Annotated in this window: 22 protein-coding genes; 14 read left to right on the top strand and 8 right to left on the bottom strand. The window is 61.4% G+C overall.

Annotated elements, in window-relative coordinates:
• The 3 genes from M0D69_RS31070 to M0D69_RS31060 all read right to left on the bottom strand — a co-directional run.
• Nucleotides 1-135: RRXRR domain-containing protein (locus M0D69_RS31070; protein WP_301785688.1), on the bottom strand; the 135-nt coding region annotated here is incomplete at its 3' end.
• 261 nt (nucleotides 136-396) lie between these two features.
• Entirely contained in the window at nucleotides 397-1,035 is a 639-nt protein-coding gene (locus tag M0D69_RS31065; protein ID WP_301785687.1) for a helix-turn-helix domain-containing protein, read from the bottom strand.
• 81 nt (nucleotides 1,036-1,116) lie between these two features.
• Entirely contained in the window at nucleotides 1,117-2,010 is an 894-nt protein-coding gene (locus M0D69_RS31060; protein WP_301785686.1) for a LysR substrate-binding domain-containing protein, read from the bottom strand.
• Between the two features lie 103 nt (nucleotides 2,011-2,113).
• Between M0D69_RS31060 and M0D69_RS31055 the strand changes: the two genes are divergently transcribed.
• Nucleotides 2,114-2,713, top strand: a complete 600-nt coding sequence (locus M0D69_RS31055) for a short chain dehydrogenase (RefSeq protein ID WP_301785685.1) — start codon at nucleotides 2,114-2,116, stop codon at nucleotides 2,711-2,713.
• 59 nt (nucleotides 2,714-2,772) lie between these two features.
• Nucleotides 2,773-3,531: an SDR family NAD(P)-dependent oxidoreductase gene (locus M0D69_RS31050; protein ID WP_301785684.1), complete on the top strand. Its 759-nt coding sequence runs from the start codon at nucleotides 2,773-2,775 to the stop codon at nucleotides 3,529-3,531.
• 194 nt (nucleotides 3,532-3,725) lie between these two features.
• Here M0D69_RS31050 and M0D69_RS31045 read toward each other — a convergent pair whose 3' ends face one another.
• Nucleotides 3,726-4,415 (bottom strand): FadR/GntR family transcriptional regulator, encoded by a 690-nt coding sequence (locus M0D69_RS31045; RefSeq protein ID WP_301785683.1) that lies wholly within the window; start codon nucleotides 4,413-4,415, stop codon nucleotides 3,726-3,728.
• 245 nt (nucleotides 4,416-4,660) lie between these two features.
• On the opposite strand from M0D69_RS31045, the gene M0D69_RS31040 reads away from it, so the two are divergent.
• The 3 genes from M0D69_RS31040 to M0D69_RS31030 are packed head-to-tail and all read left to right on the top strand — an operon-like array spanning nucleotide 4,661 to nucleotide 7,570.
• Complete coding sequence (locus M0D69_RS31040; RefSeq protein ID WP_301785682.1) at nucleotides 4,661-5,983, top strand: C4-dicarboxylate transporter DctA; 1,323 nt, start codon at nucleotides 4,661-4,663, stop codon at nucleotides 5,981-5,983.
• Between the two features lie 51 nt (nucleotides 5,984-6,034).
• Nucleotides 6,035-7,045 (top strand): allantoicase, encoded by a 1,011-nt coding sequence (alc, locus tag M0D69_RS31035; protein WP_301785681.1) that lies wholly within the window; start codon nucleotides 6,035-6,037, stop codon nucleotides 7,043-7,045.
• Nucleotides 7,046-7,051: 6 nt separating this feature from the next.
• On the top strand, nucleotides 7,052-7,570 hold the full coding sequence (locus M0D69_RS31030; protein WP_301785680.1) for an ureidoglycolate lyase: 519 nt from the start codon (nucleotides 7,052-7,054) through the stop codon (nucleotides 7,568-7,570).
• Between the two features lie 32 nt (nucleotides 7,571-7,602).
• Here the strand turns inward: M0D69_RS31030 and M0D69_RS31025 are convergent, their stop codons facing one another.
• Both M0D69_RS31025 and M0D69_RS31020 read right to left on the bottom strand, forming a co-directional pair.
• Entirely contained in the window at nucleotides 7,603-8,835 is a 1,233-nt protein-coding gene (locus tag M0D69_RS31025; protein WP_301785679.1) for a GGDEF domain-containing protein, read from the bottom strand.
• A 156-nt stretch (nucleotides 8,836-8,991) separates the two neighbouring features.
• Nucleotides 8,992-9,903, bottom strand: a complete 912-nt coding sequence (locus tag M0D69_RS31020; RefSeq protein WP_301785678.1) for a LysR family transcriptional regulator — start codon at nucleotides 9,901-9,903, stop codon at nucleotides 8,992-8,994.
• A gap of 89 nt (nucleotides 9,904-9,992) precedes the next feature.
• Here M0D69_RS31020 and M0D69_RS31015 point away from each other — a divergent pair, with 89 nt between their 5' ends.
• Entirely contained in the window at nucleotides 9,993-11,084 is a 1,092-nt protein-coding gene (locus tag M0D69_RS31015; RefSeq protein WP_301785677.1) for a zinc-binding dehydrogenase, read from the top strand.
• Here the strand turns inward: M0D69_RS31015 and M0D69_RS31010 are convergent.
• Nucleotides 11,065-11,670, bottom strand: coding sequence for a pyridoxamine 5'-phosphate oxidase family protein (locus M0D69_RS31010; protein WP_301785676.1), 606 nt, complete (start codon nucleotides 11,668-11,670; stop codon nucleotides 11,065-11,067). The genes M0D69_RS31015 and M0D69_RS31010 overlap by 20 nt on opposite strands.
• Nucleotides 11,671-11,721: 51 nt before the next feature.
• Complete coding sequence (locus M0D69_RS31005) at nucleotides 11,722-12,504, bottom strand: substrate-binding domain-containing protein (RefSeq protein WP_301785675.1); 783 nt, start codon at nucleotides 12,502-12,504, stop codon at nucleotides 11,722-11,724.
• A gap of 442 nt (nucleotides 12,505-12,946) precedes the next feature.
• Here M0D69_RS31005 and M0D69_RS31000 point away from each other — a divergent pair, with 442 nt between their 5' ends.
• The 8 genes from M0D69_RS31000 (at nucleotide 12,947) to M0D69_RS30965 (ending at nucleotide 20,718) form a co-directional block, all read left to right on the top strand.
• The gene (locus M0D69_RS31000) at nucleotides 12,947-13,177 is read left to right on the top strand and encodes a hypothetical protein (RefSeq protein WP_301785674.1); all 231 of its coding nucleotides are present in this window, start codon (nucleotides 12,947-12,949) and stop codon (nucleotides 13,175-13,177) included.
• A 170-nt stretch (nucleotides 13,178-13,347) separates the two neighbouring features.
• Nucleotides 13,348-13,674 carry a hypothetical protein gene (locus M0D69_RS30995; protein WP_301785673.1) on the top strand — a complete coding sequence of 109 codons (327 nt, stop codon included), beginning with the start codon at nucleotides 13,348-13,350 and terminating at the stop codon, nucleotides 13,672-13,674.
• Nucleotides 13,675-13,789: 115 nt separating this feature from the next.
• A complete protein-coding gene (locus tag M0D69_RS30990) occupies nucleotides 13,790-14,488 on the top strand; it encodes a response regulator transcription factor (protein ID WP_301785672.1) in 699 nt (232 codons plus the stop codon).
• A 68-nt stretch (nucleotides 14,489-14,556) separates the two neighbouring features.
• Nucleotides 14,557-15,900: a FecR domain-containing protein gene (locus M0D69_RS30985; protein ID WP_301785671.1), complete on the top strand. Its 1,344-nt coding sequence runs from the start codon at nucleotides 14,557-14,559 to the stop codon at nucleotides 15,898-15,900.
• Nucleotides 15,901-15,909: 9 nt separating this feature from the next.
• Complete coding sequence (locus M0D69_RS30980; RefSeq protein ID WP_301785670.1) at nucleotides 15,910-18,360, top strand: CHASE2 domain-containing protein; 2,451 nt, start codon at nucleotides 15,910-15,912, stop codon at nucleotides 18,358-18,360.
• Nucleotides 18,361-18,379: 19 nt separating this feature from the next.
• Complete coding sequence (locus M0D69_RS30975) at nucleotides 18,380-18,952, top strand: DUF4136 domain-containing protein (RefSeq protein ID WP_301785669.1); 573 nt, start codon at nucleotides 18,380-18,382, stop codon at nucleotides 18,950-18,952.
• Nucleotides 18,953-19,096: 144 nt separating this feature from the next.
• Nucleotides 19,097-19,897: a MipA/OmpV family protein gene (locus M0D69_RS30970; protein ID WP_301785668.1), complete on the top strand. Its 801-nt coding sequence runs from the start codon at nucleotides 19,097-19,099 to the stop codon at nucleotides 19,895-19,897.
• 284 nt (nucleotides 19,898-20,181) lie between these two features.
• Nucleotides 20,182-20,718 carry a cupin domain-containing protein gene (locus M0D69_RS30965; protein ID WP_301785667.1) on the top strand — a complete coding sequence of 179 codons (537 nt, stop codon included), beginning with the start codon at nucleotides 20,182-20,184 and terminating at the stop codon, nucleotides 20,716-20,718.
• Nucleotides 20,719-20,736: the final 18 nt, after the last annotated feature.

The following is a 20,736-nucleotide window of genomic DNA, read 5'->3' as shown; positions in this document are numbered from 1 at the left end:
TCGGTCAGTCAGCCGGATAACGAAGGGCACAACCCGATGCACCCGTGCCCGACCGCGCTCCAGTAACAACCGGGCACGTTTCTCTGTGCAGGGCATCAAGGGCAGGCCCTGCCTGTCCAAAATGAATACCGCCAATCTAAATCTCCTTCTCTGCCCTTACGGGCCTTGTAACGGGAGCCTTTCGGCTCCGCTCCCCTCGCCAATGTTGCGACGGAGCCTACGGCTCCTAGTCCCTTTCGGGATACGGCAGCACATCCTCGCAGCCCGTTTCGCGCCTACCCAAAGCTTGTCTGCGGCTGCAGGTTTCAGAGCCTGGAACTGAGGAAGCATCCCAGGGTGAGTCTTTAACTTCCGTACCACGTAGCTGCGATACCTCTCACAGCTCAGGCTGGTCAATCAGGCTTGATTTAACAAGCCTCGCCCTTTCAGGGCGGGGTGATTGACATAACTCGCCACATGTTCGAGAAGGCCGGCGCCGGCCACCGCCTGCATCAACTCTCCATACGCTTGTTGCGCTGCACGAATCATGTTGTTGTCCACCATGCCGCGCGCCGTGGCAGTAAGGGCGACGACATCCTCGGGCAAATGGGTCATTCGAGAGACTTGCATAGTGGTGGCTCCTTTGAAAGTAGACGGTAATTCGGCTTCGTGACAGCTTGTCAGGAGCGTCTCCCACCTGGGGACATCGCCTCGACGTACAGCCGTCGGCGTGGTGTCGAGATCGCGGCGCATCGCTTTTGCCAGCGCTTGTGCGGACTCGTAACCCACCGTCGACGCAATATCCGGTACCGGCTCGTGGCCGCTGACCAGCAGCGCGCAGGCACGCCGAAGGCGGAGCAGGGTTATGTAGTTCGCCACGGTGCAACCTGTATAAGCGCGGAACACCCGGTGAAAGTGATGGCGCGACATGGCGGCGCAATCAGCGAGCGTTTCGGCTATCAGCGGTTCATCGAGATGGCTCTCTGCGTGAGCCAGCGCGCGAGCGATCAACTCGGCATGACGATCGGATGTCGGTCTGGAATTTGTCGGCGGCATGGACGCAATTGTAGGAGGCGATACCCACGCGCCACGTGTCCCAACGTGCTCGATGCAGATCGCGGGGTCGCAGATACCGCTTCAGGCGTTCGCGGGCTCACCCATCCGCTCAAGCAAATATTCCACGAGACTCATCAGCTTGCGTCGCGGACGGCGGTCGCGAAGATACACGAGGTTCACCGGGCGGGCCACCGGCACATGCGATTGCAGCAAGGGCACGAGCCGTCCCGCGGCAAGGTCGTCCGCCAGCAAGACTTCCGGCTGAAGTATCAACCCCGCGCCATTCACCGCCGCCGCGCGCAGCGCTTGCCCATCGTTGGAAGCAAAGCGCGTCTCTGCCGGCCACGCATACTCGGGCTTGTCTTCGAGTTGCCAGGCGGTTCGTCCATTCCAGACCAGATGCGCCAGGCATTGATGGTTGGCCAGGTCCGCCGATGTCCGCGGCACGCCCGCCCGTTCGAGATAGGCCGGCGCGGCACAAATAATCATCCGATAAGGCTGCAACGGCCGCGCGACCAGCTCGGAGTCGGCGAGCGCGCCGATTCGTATCGCCATGTCGAAACCTTCTTCGATCAGATCCACGCGCGTGTTGCTCAGCACGAGCTCGACCTTCACTTCTGTGTGCTGACGCAGATAGTCCGAGATCAGCGGCGCGACCGCGCATGCGCCGAGCGTCACCGGTGCGCTCACGCGCAGGAGACCGCGCGGCGTTGCTTGCATGGTTTCGATGGAATGCTCCGCCACGCGCACTTGCTCCAGCACCGTTCGCGCGCTTTCGTAGAAGGCTGCACCTGCTTCCGTCAGGCTCTGCCGACGTGTGCTGCGCTGGAGGAGGCGAGCGCCCAACAGCTCTTCCAATTGCCGGATGTGCTTACCGACCATGACGGATGACACGTCGAGCTTGTCAGCCGCAGCGCTGAAATTCCCGGTCTCGACCACGGCGACGAACGCCTCCATGCACCGCAACTTGTCCATATTGCTAACCAGTAGTTAGAGATGTCCGAATCTTATGCGTCTTTTACTAACTGGGTGAGAGATCAACAATCGTGGCTCTTCTTTATGCATCAGGGAGCTTGCGATGAAAATTGTGGTGATCGGAGGAACGGGAACGATCGGACGCGCGATCGTTGAAGAGATGCAGCCGCGGCATGAAATCGTCGTGGCGGGTCGGAGTCATGGGGACCGGCAGGTCGACATCACCGATCCGGCAAGTGTGCAGGCGCTGTTCAATCACATTGGACGATTCGATGCCCTCATCGCCGCAACGGGCAACCTGCATTTCGGTCCCGTCACTGAAACCACCGCCGAACAGTTCAACCTGGGCCTGCAGGATAAGTTGCTCGGCCAGATACGCGTTGCCTTGGCGGGACAACATCACCTGAACGACGGCGGCTCGATCACGCTGACGAGCGGCATCGTCGCCGATGAACCGATTCGGCAGGGCAGCAATGCGACCACCGTCAATGCCGCCGTCGAAGGGTTCGTGCGAGCGGCCGCGATCGAGCTGCCGCGTGGGCTGCGCATCAATGCCGTCAGTCCGACCATCGTGACCGAATCTGCTTCGGTGTATGGCCCGTTCTTTCCAGGTTTCGAGAGTGTTCCTGTTGCGAAAGTCGCGTTGGCTTATCGGCGTAGCGTCGAAGGGCCGCAGACCGGGCGCGTCTATCGTGTCTGGTAACGCGGCTCGCGCGATCCACGAATCGATGAATCCACCAATCGACACCGACGGAGCCGGAAATGAATTTGATGCTTGAGGGGCGGACGTGCCTCGTCACCGGCGCGAGCTCGGGAATCGGCGCGGGTGTGGCTCGCTTGCTGGCGCTGCAGGGCGCCCGTGTGGCGGGCATCGCCAGGCGAGCAGAAAAGCTGCAGGAACTGGCTGGCGAAATTCGCGCAGCAGGCGGCACGGAGCTCCTCGCGATAACGGCAGACCTCACGCGCGCAGACGACATTAACCGAGCGGTTCACGAAGCGGTTCGAGAACTCGGACCGATCGATATCCTGGTCAACGGTGCCGGCGCTGCCCGGCCGACATCGCCGGATGCGGGCGACGAAATCTGGGACGAGGCTTTCCTGCTCAATTTCACATCGATTCGCCGGTTGACCACCGCGCTGCTTCCCGACATGCGCCGGCGACGCTGGGGACGTGTCATCAATATCAGCGGTTCGATGGAGCCCCGTTCGCTCAACGCCGCGACGGCGGCCAAGGGTGCACTGCATTTATGGGCGAAGGGCTTGTCGTGCGATATCGCCGCCGACGCTGTCACGGTCAACACGATCCAACCCGGCCGCATCGACAGTGAACAGGTGCGGACCAAGCTGCATCCGACCGAGGCGTCACGGCAGGCTTTTATCGAGCGGAACATTCCGATAGGTTATTTCGGCGAGCCGGCGGACGTCGCTAATCTCGTCGCGTTTCTTGCGTCGCCGCTCGCCAGATACATCACCGGGGCGGTGATTCCTGTTGACGGAGGCATGCACTTCTTCGCGCATTGACAGATGGAGACGAACCCACATTTCCCCGGGCCACGCGCCATTGACCAAAGCGAGGCAACGGCGCAAATTTGAGACACATCAAGCGCTTAGCGCGTCGCCAGGCACGTTATCCACAGGGTTCTCAACATAAACGGTGAATAACGTGCGCGCCCGTTTCGCTTCATTGTTCCGCCGGGTAAACGCGCGGTGCCAAACTAGACCGGAATCGGAAAATGAACGCCCGCCCGCTGGGCCGCGTTCACGATATGCGCTTCGATCGCGCGCCCGGCTTGTTCGCTATCGCGCGCCTTCAACGCTTCGACAATCGCCAGATGCTCGTGATACGTCGACAGCACCAGTTCCCGCCGATAAAACGGCAGGCGCTGGCTTTCCTTCATGATGTCGGCGCTGCCGCGCAGGATCGATTCAATAGCCGTATTGCCCGCGAGACTCACGATCCGCATGTGGAATGCGAAATCGAGTTGCGCGGCTTCGTCGAGTTCGGCGCAGGTGAGGGCGCTTTGCAGCTCGTCGAGGTTATCTTCCAGCCAGACGATATCCGCGTCGCCAATGGCAGGCGCCGCCAGCCGCGCGACGAACCCCTCCAGCGCGAAACGCATCTGGTAGGTATCGGGCAGCGATGCCTGGTCGGCGAAACGCCAGGCGTGCGCGCCGCCTGCCTCTGCGCTGTTCACATAAACGCCCTTGCCGGGACGGATATGCAGCATCCCGAGTGCTTCGAGCGTCGACAGCGCTTCACGCAGCGACGCGCGGCTGATCGCCAGTTCCTCCGATAACTGCCGTTGCGCCGGCAGCAAACTTCCCACCGGATAGACGCTCGTCTCGATGCGTTCGCGAATGGTCGCGATGGCGGCATCGGTCACGGTATGCGGAACATTTTTCATAGGACGTATGGGAGTAAACACGAAGTAGCGCGGTCTGACCGCCATTGTAGGCGCGACGTTGCCAAGCGTCTGCTTCAATTCGGTTTTTCCTCATGCCAGCACGCCAAAATACCGGGTAAACCGCTATCAAATCGCGCTTGACTCCACTATATCGGCTTTCTAATATTCCTCATCAGCAACTGGTCCGACCAGTCTGAACAGTTGACGTCATCATCCCGTGCCGTGCGACACCGAGGAGAAACATCGTGTTGAGATTTCTTAATTCCCTGTTTGGACGGGTCATGATCGCGCTGGTCGCGGGCATCGTGATCGGCGCGGTGTTTCCTCATTTCGCGCAGACGCTCAGGCCGCTCGGCGATGGTTTCCTCAAGCTCATCAAGATGGTGATCGGGCCGATCGTGTTTTGCGTGGTCGTCTCGGGCATGGCAAGCGCGGGCAACCTTAAAAAGGTCGGGCGCGTCGGACTGAAGTCGGTGATCTACTTCGAGATCATGACCACGCTCGCGCTGGTGATCGGCGCCGTGCTCGCGTATGTCACCCGACCGGGCGTGGGCATGAACATCGACCTGCATACACTCGATGCCGGTTCGCTTGCCACTTACACCGAACACGCGAAAAGCCTGAAGGATACGGCGGGTTTCCTGCTCAAGATCATCCCCGATACCGCCACCGACGCCTTCGCGAAAGGCGACATCCTGCAGGTGCTGGTGTTCTCCGTGCTGTTCGGCGCGGCGCTCTCGCTGCTTGGCGAGAAGGCGCAGCGCGTGACGAGTCTTATCGATGAACTGTCGCACGTGTTCTTTCGCATCATGGGTTTTATCATCAAGCTCGCGCCCCTCGGCGTGCTCGGCGCGATTGCGTTCACGACCGGCACCTATGGCGTTGCTTCGCTGAAGCAACTCGGCATGCTGGTGATCGTGTTCTACGCAAGCTGTTTCCTGTTCATCTTCGTCGTGCTCGCTGTGGTGATGCGGCTCACCGGCTTCAGCATCTTCAAGCTCGTGCGTTATCTGCGTGAGGAATTGCTGATCGTGCTCGGCACCGCTTCGTCGGACGCCGTGCTGCCGCAGATTATGCGCAAGCTCGAATGGATGGGCGTGAAGGACTCCACCGTCGGCCTCGTGATCCCGACCGGCTATTCATTCAACCTTGACGGTTTCTCGATCTATCTCACGCTCGCCGTCATCTTTATCGCGCAGGCCACCAATACGCCGCTCTCGATCCACGATCTGATCGTGGTCGTGCTGGTGTCGCTGGTGACATCGAAGGGCGCGCATGGCATTCCCGGTTCGGCGATCGTGATCCTCGCCGCGACGCTCTCCGCGATCCCCGCCATTCCCGTGCTCGGCCTCGTGCTGATCCTGCCGGTGGACTGGTTTGTCGGCATCGCGCGCGCCGTCACCAACCTGATCGGCAACTGCGTCGCGACGGTGGTCGTGGCCGTGTGGGAGAAAGATATCGACCGCGTCCGCGCCACGCGCGTGCTGAACCAGGATGCCGAATTGCTTTTCGTTCCGGCCGATCACGCCGGTTCTAATCACAACCGCGAACCAGCGCACGCTGTCTGAGCGCGCAACGCTCGTCGTTATCTTCTGAATCGTTTCGAAGGAACCCACGCCATGGCTAGTCCCGTTCTCGATCCCAATGCTCCGGCGTTTACCCGCCGCTTCATGAATCTCGCCGATCCGCGTCTTGGCGCCACAGCGCTCGTCGCCAGCGATGAATTCTTCGCACCCAAGGAGCGGATGCTCGACCCGCAGCCAGCGGTTTTCATCCCCGACAAGTACGATCACAACGGCAAGTGGATGGACGGCTGGGAGACGCGCCGCAAGCGCACCACCGGCTACGATTTCTGCATCGTCAAACTGGCGCGGCCGGGCACCATCCACGGCATCGACCTGGATACGAGCCACTTCACCGGCAACTTCCCGCCGGCGGCGTCCATCGAAGCGTGCATTAGCGAAAGCGCCACGCCGCAAGACGACGCAGACTGGCGCGAGATCGTGCCGGCGACCACGCTGCAGGGCAACCAGCATCACTATCTGACGGTCGCGGATGCTCGCGCTTATACGCACCTGCGCGTGAACATCTACCCGGATGGCGGGATCGCGCGATTGCGTGTCTACGGCCAGCCGAAGGTGGACTGGACGCGAGTCGAACGCGGGTCGCAGGTCGATCTCGCGGCCATTGAAAACGGCGCTTATCTGGTGACGGCGAACAACCAGCATTTCGGACCGGCATCGCAGATGCTGATGCGCGGGCGCGGCGTGGACATGGGCGACGGCTGGGAGACGCGGCGGCGTCGTGAGCCCGGCAACGACTGGGCGATCGTGGCGTTGGCGCATCCCGGCGTGATCCATGCAATCGAAGTGGATACGGCCCACTTCAAGGGCAATTTCCCCGATGGCTGTTCGTTGCAGGCAGCACGCGTGACGGGCGGCACGGATGAATCGTTGATCACGCAGGCGATGTTCTGGCCGGTGCTGCTGCCGCAACAGAAACTCTCGGCAGACAACATTCATCGCTTCGAAAGCGAGTTAGCCGCGCTTGGGCCCGTCACGCACGTTCGCTTCAACATGTTCCCGGACGGCGGCGTCTCGCGTCTGCGTCTGTTCGGCGCGATCGAGTAAGCGGCCATGCAGACGCTTACGCTCGAACCCCTGACGCGCGCGGCGTTCGAGCCGTTCGGCGATGTAATCGAACTCGACGGTGCGCAGCATTTTCCGATCAACGGCGGCACAACCGAGCGTTTCCACGATCTCGCGCGGGTGGATATCGGCGCGGATAGCGGTGGCCGGCCGCTCATCAACGTGTTCCGGGGCCAGCCGCGCGCTCAACCGGTCGAGATATCGATGATGGAGCGTCATCCGCTTGGCAGTCAGGCGTTCCTGCCGCTCGGCGTGGTGTCATATCTGGTGGTGGTCGCGCCGGCGGGTGAATTCGATGCGTCGAAACTGCGCGCATTTTTTACGCGCGGCTGGCAGGGCGTGAATTATTCGCGGGGCGTCTGGCATCATCCGTTGATTGTCCTGGATGACGTGGCGGACTTCATCGTGGTGGATCGTGGCGGTAAGGAAGAAAATTGTCAGGAAACCTACTTATCGGAGAGTCTGCGGCTGATTCAGAGTGATCTCGTTTGTCCATCAGCCGCGTGACAGGCGGCTGACAGCGCTTCGAGGAACTACCGCTACGTCACCGCAAATACGCCCTCTTGCCCAGCGTCCTGGTCCGGTGCGCTGGGCGCAGCGTTGGTGCAAACCCGATTGCGCCCGGCGTTCTTCGCGCGATACAACTGCGCGTCCGCCGCGCCCACCAGACTTTCTTCGGTTACGAGATCTGATCCTGATCCGCCCGCGCAATCCACGGCCACGACACCGAAACTCGCGGTGGACCGTATCTCGCGGCCATCCCAGGCGCGCGTAGTCGTCAGTTCGAACGATTGGCGCATTCTCTCGGCAAGCACGGTCGCCCCGGCGACATCGGTTTGCGGAAGCAGCAGAAGGAATTCCTCGCCGCCGTAGCGAATCACGCTGTCGACTTCATGGCGAGTGTGGGCAAGAAGCAATGCCGCGAAGGCCCGCAAGACCGCGTCGCCTGCTGGGTGCCCATAGCTATCGTTGATCTGCTTGAAGTGATCTATGTCGCACAAGATGACCGCGAGTTTCGACTTGTATAGCCGGGTACGCCGCAGTTCGGCATCGAATAACACGTCGGTCAGGTAGCGCCGGTTGAAGCAGTCGGTGAGATAGTCGCGCACCGATAGATTGCGCAACAAGGCGTGCTGGCAGAACTCATCGCGGACCAGCCGATTGTGGCGGCGAGCCGTGACATAACCGAGCACATTGGTGAAGACGAGAAGCATCGACGACGTCAGCAACGCCGACGAGTCGAGCGTCTTCAATGCCGCGGAAATGGCGATAAACGCGACGGTGGCGGCGAGCGAGATGAGCAAAGCCCAAATCAGCTTGTTCGGAATGAAGTTGTAAACCACGATCAGCAAGATGCACATGGACATGCAGTGCGTCGCCATGCCGGTGGGACGAAGCCACGTGATCATCATGAACGCAGTAAAGCCGACGATCTCGACCGCACTCGCGGCCGCGCGCAGGGAGGCGACGGAAATCTGCAGCAAGCTGGCGACGCGTAAGCTGATCACACACGTCAACGCAAGGCAGCAGCGCGCCAGGAAAAGCACGAAGGTGGTACGGGAGTAACCGAGGACGGCTATGTCGGAAAATGCGAAGGAGACGTAAAACACGCTGGAAAAGATGAGCGTTCGCACCAAGGTGGTGTGGGTCGCGACCCGGTGATGACGCTGAAATTCCTGTTCCACCGACGCGTCCTCAAACTCGCACCATGGACGGTCAAGTTTGAAATTCGTCTCCGCGTCAAAGCGTGGAACTTCGGTCGGTTCTGCCATCGCTCGCCATCTCTGATGTCCCGGTTCGGGGCGACATGATAAGTCATTTTGTGTATTGGGCGCGGGGCGCCGACGTCTGGACAAGGCGCAATGCCGGCGGTTGGAGGGAGCGTCGGTGGGCGAATCGAGCCACGCGAAGAGGAAGAATCAACATCCTTACATTGCGGCAAGCGAGGCCAGCGTGTCTCGCAACCACACGTGTGCCGGATCGGCTTGACTCCGAGGCGGCCACGCAGCAAACAACGTAAAACCGCGGGCCTCGAACGGCAGCCCAAAGATATCGAGGCGATCACGATAACGCTCGGCAAACCGCGCGGGCAGCGTCGAAACATAGTCCGTGCGCAACAGCAGCTCCGGGACCAGCGTGAAATGCTGCACTGACAAAACAACGCGGCGCTGACGTCCCAGCGCATCCAGATGTTCGTCCATGAAGCCATGAAAACTGCCTCCGCTTGTCGACACCAGCACGTGGTCAAGCGCGCAATAAGTGTCGAGATCCAGCGGTGCGGTGCCGCGCGGATGGTCCTTCCGCTGGACGACGACAAAGTGCTCATCGAAGAGTTTGCGGGCTTTCATCGACGCCGGCACCATGCGCTCCGAGCCCAGCAGCAAGTCAATTTCACCGCGTTCTAGCCGGGTCGCCATCGACGGCTGGTCGGCGACGACAAACGCAATCCGCACGCCCGGTCCCGCCAGCGCCGGTAGCTGCTCCATCAGCCGCTGGCCGAGCACGGCGGTGGCGTTATCGTTCGCGGCGATTACAAAACTGCGGTTGTCCGTGCGCGGGTCGAAGGAGGGTTGATGGCGCACGACCGCTTCGAGGTTCTTCAATGCCGAGTGCAACGGCTCCATCAGCTCGAGCGCCCGCGTGCTGCGCGTCATGCCGCGGCCGGTCTCGGCGGGAATCAGCAGCGGATCGCCGAAAATCTGCCGCAGCCGCGCAAGCTGCGTCGATACAGCGGGTTGCGTCAGATGCAGCCGAAGCGCCGCGCGCGTGACGTTGGATTCGGCGAGCAGCGCATCGAGCGAGACAAGCAGATTCAAGTCGATACCGCGAAGATCAATCATGTTGATAGGTCGCATTCAAGTAATTGATTTCAAGAATACGTACCTGGCACCTAGAGTTCAACTGTCCAACCGACCTTAGGGGAATACAGATGAAAGCCTGGATGCTCGATGAACCCGGTGCGCCGCTGGCGTTGCGCGACATTGCTGAACCGGCGCCGCGCCGCAACGCGGTGGCGGTCCGGATGGAAGCGGTGCCGCTGCTCAGCTACACGCGCGCCCACGTTGAAGGCAAATTGCCGTATGCGTATCCGCCGGGACCGTTCTCGCCGGGAACGAACGGCGTTGGTCGCGTGGCCGCGGTCGGCGACGGCGTGATGTCGTTTCGCGTCGGTCAGTGTGTTGCGGTGAACCCATATTGGGTTGCGAATGAAACGGTACGTGAACCGGCGCAAGTGTTGATCGCGCTGACCGGCCTCGGTCCCGACAGCGCGCCGATGATGGCCGAATTTCCGGATGGCACTTTGCGCGAAGTGGCGGAATTCCCGGCGTCGACGTTGATCCCGCTCGACGGACTCGACGATCTCCCCGCCGAGCGCCTCGCAATGCTGGGCAAGTTCGTGGTGCCATTCGGCGGTTTGCGGCGCGGGCGGCTGGCGGCGGGCGAGACCGTCGTTGTCAACGGCGCGACCGGTTATTTCGGCTCGGCGGCGGTGCTCGCCGCGCTGGCGATGGGAGCAAGCAGAGTGGTCGCGCTCGGCAGGCGTGCCGGGACGCTGCAGGCGCTCGTTGAACTCGGACGAGGCCGCGTGGCGCCGGTCGTGCTCTCGGGCGATGCTGCGCAGGACGTGGCTGCTATCCGCTCGGCTGCGGGCGGCGGCGCGGACCTCGCCTTCGACATGGTCGGCAATGCCAGCGATGCCAACGCCACGCTAGCCACGCTAAGGAGCTTGCGCCGCGGGGGACGCCTCGTGCTGATGGGTAGCATGCTGGTTGACCTGCCGATTCCCTATGGCGAGATGCTCCTGCACAACTGGGAGCTGATCGGCCACTTCATGTACACGCCCGCCGACTACCTCGCGCTGGTTGCGCTGGTCGCGTCGGGCCAGTTGCCGCTGGAGTCGGTCGAACTGAAGACCTTTCCGTTCGCCGCGCTGGAAGCTGCCATCGACGAAGCCGGCCGCATGTCGGGTCTGCAATGCACGGTGGCTTGCGGCGACTGGGTCAGTACAAATCGGTCTTGAGGCGTCCCGGCAGTGCGCGATCGTAGGCGTCGCCATCGAAACTGGCGTCGCTTACGTTCTGCAGCATCGCGCCGGCCGAGGGCAAGGTCGAACGGTCGACGTGTTTCTCGCCATTCCACAAGTCCGATCTCACCACCGCCTTCGAGCAATGGAAATACACGGATTCCACATGCACCAGGATCACCGTGCGCGGCGCTTTGCCATTGACGCTGAATGAGGCGAGCAGATCGCTGTCGTCGGCAATCGATGCACGGCCGTTCACGCGCATCATTTCTCCCACGCCCGGCACGAGGAACAGCAAGGCCACGCGCGGATCGTGCACGAGATTCCTGAGGGTGTCGATGCGGTTATTGCCCGGGCGGTCGGGTATGGCGAGCGTATGGGCATCGACGATACGAACGAAACCCGTTGCATCGCCCTTTGGCGAGCAGTCGAGCCCGTCTTCTCCCGCCGACGCGAGCATCACGAACGGCGATGCAAGGATGAACGCCGCATAGTCTTTGCTGATGTACGAAATCTCCTTGCGCACCGATCGCTCGTTCGGCTTGCCGTAGATTTCTTCCAGTTGTTCGACGCTCGTCAACATGCTCTGCTTCTCCAATAACCCGGGCCCGACCGATACATTAGCAGGCCCCGTTCACCGCGGTGTGACAGGATCGAGCCCCGTCTGCCTGACGACCGGCACTGCGTCCGGCGAAGCGAGATAGTCGAGCAGCGCCTTTGCTTCGGCCGGATGTTGTGCGCCTACCGGAATGCCGCCCGCGAATCGCGTGATCGACTGTACCGACTCGGGAATCTTGCCCACGAACGTCACGCCCGGCACGGGCAGCAGTTCGCTCACCTGCTGGAAGCCGAGTTCGTAGTCACCGGTAGCCACCACCGACGCCACCGGAATCTTCGGCACCATCGTGGCCTTGGGCCGGATCTGGTCCTCGATTCCCAGGCGCTTGAACAACTCGTTCTGTATGTACACGCCGCTCGCGCTGTCGGAATAGGCGACCGACTTCGCGTGCAGCAGCGTCTCCTTCAAAGCCGCCACCGTGCCGATGTCCGGCTTCGGCGCACCGGCGCGAACCACCATGCCGATAGCGGAATCGGCGAGTTCGACGCGCGAACCGGGCATGACCTTGCCTTGCTTGATGAGGTCGTCGAGCGCGTAACCCACCATGATCACCACGTCGGCCGGTTCGCCTCTGGCCAGCCGGTTCGGAATGGCTTCGGGCGCTTTTCCCATTGACGGACCCAGGGCGGTGTCGAGGGTATTGCCGCTTGCCGCCGCGAATTTTGGCCCGAGGATCTTATAGGCGGCGGTAAATCCACCGGAACTCATGACACGCAGTTCAGCGGCCTGGACGGTGGCCGCGGCAGCAACGCCGCCGATGAACGCGAATGCGGACAGCATCAGCAAGAAAGATTTCATGAGTGACCGTAAGGAGTTGATAAGAGTTGATAAATCGATGAGATCTGCGCCGACGAATTTTAAACGCCGCGAGCACAATGGTTGTTAGGGAACACCCTGTGATATGCGGCGTACGGACACGGAAATAGGGCGGGGCATAGACTGACAATTAACTTACCGCACACGCAAATGCGGTGTTTGCGGCACCGCTTTGACATGCATGCCGATGCCGGGCGAATGAAGTGTTAAATACTGAAAAGTAGGTTAAATGGCGTAGTGATTGGCGGTAAAGTGCATCATCGAAAGACAGTTCTGGTTTGTCCTTCGATAAATAAAATCAGTGGGAAAAAACACTTCGGGCGTTATGCGCCAAGGAATGCCATCCCACGAAGGCGAGCTGTTTTACTCAGCACTGAGAGGCTGGTTCGCCACACGGTCAAGATGTCAGATTTCGGGGATATCAGTGAATACCAAAACGCAATACCAGGGAAATCGTGCGTCCGTAATTATCGACGCGGAAATAGTACATATTGAGGCGATCATGTCTCGTTGTCTTGCGACAGGAGCCGATGGCGCGATTTTTCACGCGAACTATTGGCGCAACCGTTTATTGACGCTACGGGATTCCGGTCTGAGCCATATGCAGGACGTCGCGGTGCGATCGCTTTTGAGCGATCTCGTGGAGTCCGATTAGGCCGGAATGCAAGAAACGAGACGTGGGGAATCCAACGTATCCAGACCGATTGTTTATGTCAGGTAACAGGACAGTGCCGGGTGCTTCGAATGTTGAATAAATCCAGTGGTGGCCCGCTTGCGTGGAAGTCGAAAATCCAGCCGGGTCAATCGACCGATAGCTTGCGTCATGTGACGCTCGATCTCGCGTCGGATTCGCATGCGCGTGCGGCAATAGAGGCTTACAGCGATTCATGCGCGGCCGAGATGCCGTGGCTGGCGGATATTTTGCGAGCACGGCTGAAGACATTGAACCGTTCGGCGGACCGCACTCAGGATCAATTTGCGGGACTTCACGAAGATGAAGCTACCCTAATGCCGCTGACTTATTGCGAACAGACGGCGCGGCGATTGATGGCATTTGCCTGCATGTGCGCGCGGGCGCGTGAGGATTACTCGGATGCGGCGTGGGATCATGTCATGAAAAGCTTTGACCGGATGCTGGTTCAAATGCGTTGAATCGCAGTAAAAAGTATAATAAAACGAACGCGATAATCCGCATGGGCTGTATTGGTATTCGGCGTTAAGCAAAATAAACGACAAGGCCGTCTTGACTATTTAACGGGATATGGCAATGCGGATTTGTGTGCTGGACGACGACCTGAGCCAGACGGAGTTTGTGGCTCAGACACTGACCGCGGCCGGGCACCTCTGCCAGGTGTTTATGGACGGCAAGAGCCTGATCCACGAGCTGAGGCGTCAGCCTTACGACCTGCTGCTGCTCGACTGGAACATGCCGGAAATGCCGGGCGACGTCGTACTGCAATGGGTCAGGAAAAACCTCACCACGAATCTGCCGGTCCTCTTCCTGACGAGCCGCAGCGTTGAAGCCGATATCGTCCAGATGCTCAATGCGGGTGCGGACGACTACATCCTCAAACCGGTGTCGCGGCCGGTGCTGCTCGCCCGCGTGGAAGCGTTGTTGCGGCGGATTTACATGCAGCAGCACGAGGCGACCCAGGAAACGTACGGCATTTATCGGTTCGATCTCACTACCCAGACCGCATTGGTCAGCGAAGCGCCGGCCACGCTGACGCAAAAGGAATTCGAGCTTGCGCTGCTGCTCTTTCGCAACCTGTCGCGGCCGCTGTCACGCAGCCATATCCGCGAATCGGTCTGGCGGCAGGACGTGGATATCCCCTCGCGGACAATCGATACCCATGTCTCGCAGATTCGCTCCAAGCTGGTGTTGCGGCCTCAAAACGGATACCGCATAACACCCATTTATAGCTACGGCTACCGGCTGGAAAAAGTGGGGAATGAATCGCCGTGAACGGGTTCCATAAAAGCAGGCGCGGATTGGCGGCTCATCAACGCCCGCGTACGGGACTGGAAACCGCAATGACGGTGGCCGGCATCGTTGCGATCGTCTGTTCGATCCAGCCAGCGCACGCCAAACGCGTGCCGCCGCAGGACATGACGCCGTATGTGGTACATGCCGACGATTCGCTCTACACGCTCGCGGACCGCTATATGCACAGTCCCGACGACTGGCGGCTGTTGCGCGACATCAATCACGTTGCGAATCCGCGCCACTTGCAGATCAACAGCCGTCTCTCCATACCCACCTCACGCCTCAGGCAGAAGTTGCTGACGGCGCAAGTGGTGGCGGTCCGTGGCAGCGTCGAGAAAGAAGGAGCGGCGGGCGCGCCACCCGTGCCGTTGAGCGCGGGGACGCTGCTGGTGGAGGGCGACGAAATCCAGACCGGTCGCGACGCGTTCGTGTCCATGACGTTGCCCGACGGTTCGCACGTCGTGTTGCCGTCGAGCAGCCGTATCCAGATCGGACGATTGCGGACCACGGTGCTGACCGGCGCGGTTGAACGCCAGTTCGACCTGAAGGAAGGCGAGGTCACGACAGAAGTCACGCCGTTCAAGAATCCGCGCGACTCGTTCCGGGTCAGTTCGCCGTCGGTGGTGGCAGGTGTGCGCGGCACACGTTTCCGGGTGAACTACCTGGCCGGGCAAGACGCGACCACCGTCGAGGTGCTGGCGGGCAAGATCGGCGTGGACGGAGCAGGCGCCGATAACGCCGCCCCGCTACCGGTTCAGGGCGGCGCGCAGACACTTGTTCTGGCCGGCTACGGCAACGTGACTCGCACGGGCCAGAGCGCGGGCGCGTCGATGCGGCTGCTCGACCCGCCGGGCATCGTCGATCCGGACAAGCTGCAGCGCGCGTCGCAAGTTGCATTCGACCTGACGCCGGTCGATGGCGCCGGTGCATATCGTACGGAAATCGCGACCGATGCCGATTTTCTCGACCTGCTTCGCGACCAGCGCACGGCCGGCCTGCATGCAGCGTTCGAGAACATTCCCGATGGCAACTATTTTGTGCGTGTCTCGGCCACGGACACGCAGGGCATTGACGGTTTGCCGCAGGTTTTCACGTTCAACCGCCATCTCGATACGACCAACGCGGCGGCTACGCCTATCGAAGGTAATGGCTATGTGTTCCGCTGGCATGTGGACGGCAACGGGCAGGGCGCGCGGTATCGCTTCATCCTGTCGAGTCATGCGGACCTGAGCGCGCCGCTCATCGACTTGCTCGACGTGTCGGGCGGCGAGATGTCGGTGGCGCATCTGGCGCCCGGAAAGTACTACTGGACGATTGTTGTCGATACCTTCGAAAACGGCCGGCTCCTGTCGATCCCGAGCGAAATCCGGTCGTTCACTCAAACGCGGTAGGCGCGACCCATGCCATGGCGCTTCCCCTTTCGCGACCTGCGCTGGCCGGGACCGACAATAGGCAAGCGCTTCTTCATCGAGTGGATGCTGATCGGCGCGGTGGGCGTTGCCGCCGTACTTTGCGGCGTCGTGAGCCCGTTGACGGAACGCGCAAGTTTCCTGATCTACGATCAGTTGCTGTCGCACTCGGCGAGCCGTCCGTCGGCTGGCATTGTGATCGTTGCGGTCGACGACGAGAGCATCGCGGAACTCGGGCGCTGGCCGTGGCCGCGCGAGACTCACGCGGCGCTGCTTGATCAACTCGCGAAGGCGAAGCCGGCCAGCGTGGCCTACGACGTGCTGTTCACCGAGCCTTCTCCCGGCGACGCCGCTTTCGCCCAGGCAATGAAGCACGTGCCGACCTATCTGCCGCTTCTCGTCGATCGCCTGCCCGTCAACCAGAACGAGCCCGCGGCGGTCGAACCCGTTCCAGTGTTGCGCGCGGCGGCGGCGGGTGTGGGTCATATCGATCTGGAAGTGAATCAGGACGGCATCGTGCGCAGCGTCTCGCTGTTTGAGGGCAGCGGCAAGAACTGGTGGCCGAGCATCACGGTGCCGGTTTATCGAGCGATGCGTGGCCCGGATGCGCCGCTGCCCGGCATCGAACCGGCGGCGGCCGATGCGGTGTTCGCGGCGTCAGGTCCGGCGGGCGCAGGAGAGCTGAAACGTGCGCACCGGATGATGATTCCGTTTTCGCGCACGTCGCTGGATTATCCGCGGGTGTCGTTCGCGGCCGCGATGCAAGGCTCGGTTCCGCCTGAATTTTTCGCGGGCAAGATCGTGCTGGTCGGCGCAACGGCGGCAGGTCTGCGCGACCGCTTTGCCACGCCGATTTCAGGCGATGTGGGCGAGCTGCCGGGCGTGGACATCTACGCGACCATCCTCGATGCGCTGTTCGACGGCCGCGCCATCGAACCGGTCAGCGACAGGGCGGCCGGCTGGACGAGCCTCATGCCGATAGGCATCCTGCTCGCGGGCCTGCTGGTGATGTCGCCGTTCCAGTCGCTGATACTTACCATTGCGCTGGCCTGCGCCAGTCTGATTGCCAGCGCCTGCATGGTGTACCTGCGCTCGCGCTGGCTCTCGCCGGTGCCGGCGCTCGGCGGTCTTGCGCTGATCTATCTGCTGTGGAGCTGGCGGCGTCTCGAGGTCGCCATGTCTTATCTCGGACAGGAGCTGCGCCTGCTTGCCGCCGAGCCCAACCTGCTGCCCGGGGCCGAGCAGAAACCCCAGGGCGCGGCGGGCGATCTGCTCGAGCGCCTGATCGCACTCACGCGCCAGGCCGTGCAGCGCCAGCGCAATATGCGGCAGTTCATCTGGGACAGCCTGAACAGTTTGCCGGAGCCGATCATGGTTTGCGACCGCGACGGCCGCATCCTGATGGTCAACGATCCCGCGCGGCTGCATTTCGGCCCCGTGCGTTTCAACGATATGTCGATCGTGCAGATCTTCAGCGACTTCCACTTCGTGCGCCTGGTCGACGAGGACAGCAGCGGCGCGCTGCCGAGCGGCATGTCATGGCCGGCGATGCTCGATCCGCGTGTCGAGCGTCACGCCGAGGTCATGATGCACGGCATCGAAGTGCGCGATCGTCATGGGCGCGACCATATGCTGCGTTATGCGCCCTGCACGACGAGCGCGGGCGGATCGCTTGGGTGGATTGCGAGCTGGGTCGATATCACCGCGCTGCATGCCTCCGAGCGCCAGCGCGACGACATGCTGCATCTGCTGTCGCACGACATGCGCTCGCCGCAGGCGTCGATTCTCGCGCTGCTCGACACCGAGCGGCCGCACATCGACTCCACGCGCGCGATGGACCTGATGGAGCGCGTCGAACGTTACGCACGGCGCACGCTCGCGCTAGCCGATGACTTCGTGCAACTTGCGCGCGCCGAGTCGCAGCATTACAGCCTCGAACTGCTGAACCTGCACGAACTTGCGATCGACGCCAGCGACGAGATCTGGCCGCTCGCGCACGCGAAGGACATTGAGGTGCGTTGCGAAAGCGAAGGCGAAGCATTCTGGGTCCTGGCCGACCGGTCCCTGATGACACGCGCGCTCATCAACCTGCTGAGCAACGCGGTGAAATACAGCCCGCCTGCCACGCGTGTGGGCTGCATCGTCAGCGAGACGCCGGGGGCGATCGTGTGCGTCGTGCAGGACATGGGTTACGGCATTGCGCTCGAGCAGCAGGCGCATCTGTTCGAACGCTTTCGGCGCTTTCATCTCGATGGTCAGCCGCCGAGCGACGGAACCGGGCTCGGGATGGCGTTCGTCAAGACCGTGATCAGCCGCCACGCAGGCGAGATCGCCATTAAAAGCGCGCCGGACCGGGGGACGACCGTGACGATCACCTTGCGCGCGCAGACCGTTGAGCCGCGTGAAGCGAGCGACGACGAACCCGCTGCACAAAAGCAATAAACGTTTTCCGAGGAACGAAGTGAACATACGATCGATAGCAGGTGCCGTTTTTCTTCTCGCGCTTCTCACCGGTTGCGCCAGCGAGCCGCCGGTGCGGATCAGTGCATATCGCGACAAACTTGGAGGCGATTTCGCGACGAGCAGCGTCAAGACCTATGCGCTGCAATCGTTGAGTATGGAGCCTCAGGGCGATGTCGCGACCAACGCGGCGCCCGCCGGTTGGCTCGATGAAGCGCTGGCCGCCAAGGGCTTTCGGCCGGTGCCTCCGAACCGCGCGGACTATCTCGTGAAGCTGGGTTATGCAACACGCCCGCAAGCGGTGCGTGTGCGTGCCGCGTGCACGGGCGCGCCGGAGAGCGCCTGCGACGACGTGGCGCCGCAGAAGGATTGGTTTGGACGCGAACGCTACGTCCACGCGCTGACGATCCAGTTTGTCGAGCGTACGAGCGGGGCGGTCGGTTACCAGGTGAGCGTGACGCATGCGGATCGCGATCCCGTTGGCAACGCGGCGCTGCATGGCCTCATGAGCTGTGCGTTCGCAGACTTTCCGATGCACAATGCCGAGCGGCGCGAGGTCGCGCGGTGCGATTAACGGCTGGCGGAAAATCGGCACGCGGAAGATTGGCGTATTCTTGCGCTTGAACGAAGCGGCGAGTGGTGCGGGCGACCAAGCCAAGCCGTTGATGACGTTCAGTCCACACGAGCCCTAAGGACTCGACATGCCAGGGAACCCGCAGTGAAGTTTGCCGATTTTTGCCGTTGCACCCTAGTCTCTTTCACGTGTGTCTGGGTCACGAACGCCGTCGCCGACGAGCAAAGCGCCACCCCCGATACGAGCGTCGCCGATCCATGGAAAATCTCGGTCGGCCCTGCGCTGATGGTTTCACCGAAATACCCTGGTTCGCGTTCGTTCCAGGTTTTGCCGCTGCCATCGCTCGATATCTCCTACAACGACCGGATCTTCTCGCAAGGTCTCGACGTGCTCGGCATCAATCTCCTGAAAGGACCGGCTTACCATTTCGGCACGGCCATCAGCTTCGATTTTCAATCGCGTAACGAGTCCGACGATCCGCGCCTGCGCGGCCTGGGTAATGTGCACTACGGTCCGAAGCTGAAGGTGTTTGCCGACTATTCGGTGTCGCTGCTGACAGGTTCGGTCGCGGCTTATCAGGACATCGCGGGCACGGGGCAGGGTTTGCTTGTGAGTGGCGATCTGGTGGCAAATATGCCGTTGACGTCGAAGCTGCTGGTGTCTGTTGGACCGGGCGTGACCTGGGCTAATGCCGTCTATAACCGTACGCTGTTTGGCGTGTCGGCCAGTCAAAGCGCTGCGTCCGGCTTGCCGGTGTATGGCACCAGTTCGGGCATCCGGGACATCCATCTGAATACCTACGTCAGTTACGATTTCTCGAAGAAATGGGTGGGTTCGGTCTCGCTGACGGCCGGCCGGCTTGAGCACAATGCAGGGAATAGCCCGATCACCGAACGCCGGACCGAATTGAATTTCCTCGCCGCCGTGAACTACCGGTTCAAGTGATATGCGGCTTTTATCGGGCATTGTTTCATGCCGGTTCCGCGTGATGTTTCCCTTCACGCGGTTCTTCAGAACGTGGCGCGCTCGCCTGAGCCTGTTGTGAAGAAATACTGCACATGTGATGCCAAGCCATCGCGCTCGCGAGACGACGGCTTACCCGCGTAGGCTAATGTAGTGGCGTATCGGGCAGACCTTGCCGGGCCGCCCTGGCGCTCGCTTGACCACCCGCGGTGGCCTCCATATACTTATTTTGTTCATAGAGACTTTACAAAGCGGGTGGCTACATCGTGATTGGCGAGAGACTTAAGGAATTGCGCACTGCCCACGGCCTGTCGTTGCGCGACCTGGCGAGTCAGGCAGGCGTATCCGCAACGTTATTGAGCCAGGTCGAACGATCCGTCACCGATCCCAGCCTGGAAACCATGCGGCGACTAGCCGGCGTATTCGGCGAATCCGTCGCGTCGCTTTTTGCCGCAACAGCGGCGCCGTCTGTGTGGATCAGCCGGCCCGGCAACCGCGCAAGACTGATCGCCCCCATGGGGCAAGTGACCTATGAACGGCTGACCGCCGGCAACGGTCAACTCGAAGTGCTGCGGGCAGTGCTCGATCCCGGCCAGACATCCGCCGAGGAGCCACGCGGTCACGCTTCAACGGAGTGTGTCTATGTGGTTGCGGGCGAACTCATCGCGGAGATTGCCGGTGTCGACTACACCGTCGTCAGTGGTGAGAGCGTTTCCTTCGACGGACGGCTGGCCCATCGTTACCGGAATGAGTCGGATAAACAAACTGAGATCATCTTGTCGGTTACGCCGCCGAATCCCTGAGGGGTCTTGCGGGTCTCG

It is taken from the genome of Caballeronia sp. SEWSISQ10-4 2, assembly GCF_030464885.1.
GTDB lineage: Bacteria > Pseudomonadota > Gammaproteobacteria > Burkholderiales > Burkholderiaceae > Caballeronia.
This window is presented reverse-complemented; position numbering and strand designations above follow the sequence as displayed.

Coding starts and splice junctions, on each gene's coding strand:
- M0D69_RS31065 (WP_301785687.1), bottom strand. CDS start 1,035: ATGCCGCCGACAAATTCCAGACCGACATCCGATCGTCATGCCGAGTTG.
- M0D69_RS31045 (WP_301785683.1), bottom strand. CDS start 4,415: ATGAAAAATGTTCCGCATACCGTGACCGATGCCGCCATCGCGACCATT.
- M0D69_RS30985 (WP_301785671.1), top strand. CDS start 14,557: ATGACGGTGGCCGGCATCGTTGCGATCGTCTGTTCGATCCAGCCAGCG.
- M0D69_RS31020 (WP_301785678.1), bottom strand. CDS start 9,903: ATGATTGATCTTCGCGGTATCGACTTGAATCTGCTTGTCTCGCTCGAT.
- M0D69_RS31005 (WP_301785675.1), bottom strand. CDS start 12,504: ATGAAATCTTTCTTGCTGATGCTGTCCGCATTCGCGTTCATCGGCGGC.
- M0D69_RS31030 (WP_301785680.1), top strand. CDS start 7,052: ATGCAGACGCTTACGCTCGAACCCCTGACGCGCGCGGCGTTCGAGCCG.
- M0D69_RS30980 (WP_301785670.1), top strand. CDS start 15,910: ATGCCATGGCGCTTCCCCTTTCGCGACCTGCGCTGGCCGGGACCGACA.
- M0D69_RS31010 (WP_301785676.1), bottom strand. CDS start 11,670: ATGTTGACGAGCGTCGAACAACTGGAAGAAATCTACGGCAAGCCGAAC.
- M0D69_RS31015 (WP_301785677.1), top strand. CDS start 9,993: ATGAAAGCCTGGATGCTCGATGAACCCGGTGCGCCGCTGGCGTTGCGC.
- M0D69_RS31055 (WP_301785685.1), top strand. CDS start 2,114: ATGAAAATTGTGGTGATCGGAGGAACGGGAACGATCGGACGCGCGATC.
- alc (WP_301785681.1), top strand. CDS start 6,035: ATGGCTAGTCCCGTTCTCGATCCCAATGCTCCGGCGTTTACCCGCCGC.
- M0D69_RS30990 (WP_301785672.1), top strand. CDS start 13,790: ATGCGGATTTGTGTGCTGGACGACGACCTGAGCCAGACGGAGTTTGTG.
- M0D69_RS31025 (WP_301785679.1), bottom strand. CDS start 8,835: ATGGCAGAACCGACCGAAGTTCCACGCTTTGACGCGGAGACGAATTTC.
- M0D69_RS31060 (WP_301785686.1), bottom strand. CDS start 2,010: ATGGACAAGTTGCGGTGCATGGAGGCGTTCGTCGCCGTGGTCGAGACC.
- M0D69_RS31050 (WP_301785684.1), top strand. CDS start 2,773: ATGAATTTGATGCTTGAGGGGCGGACGTGCCTCGTCACCGGCGCGAGC.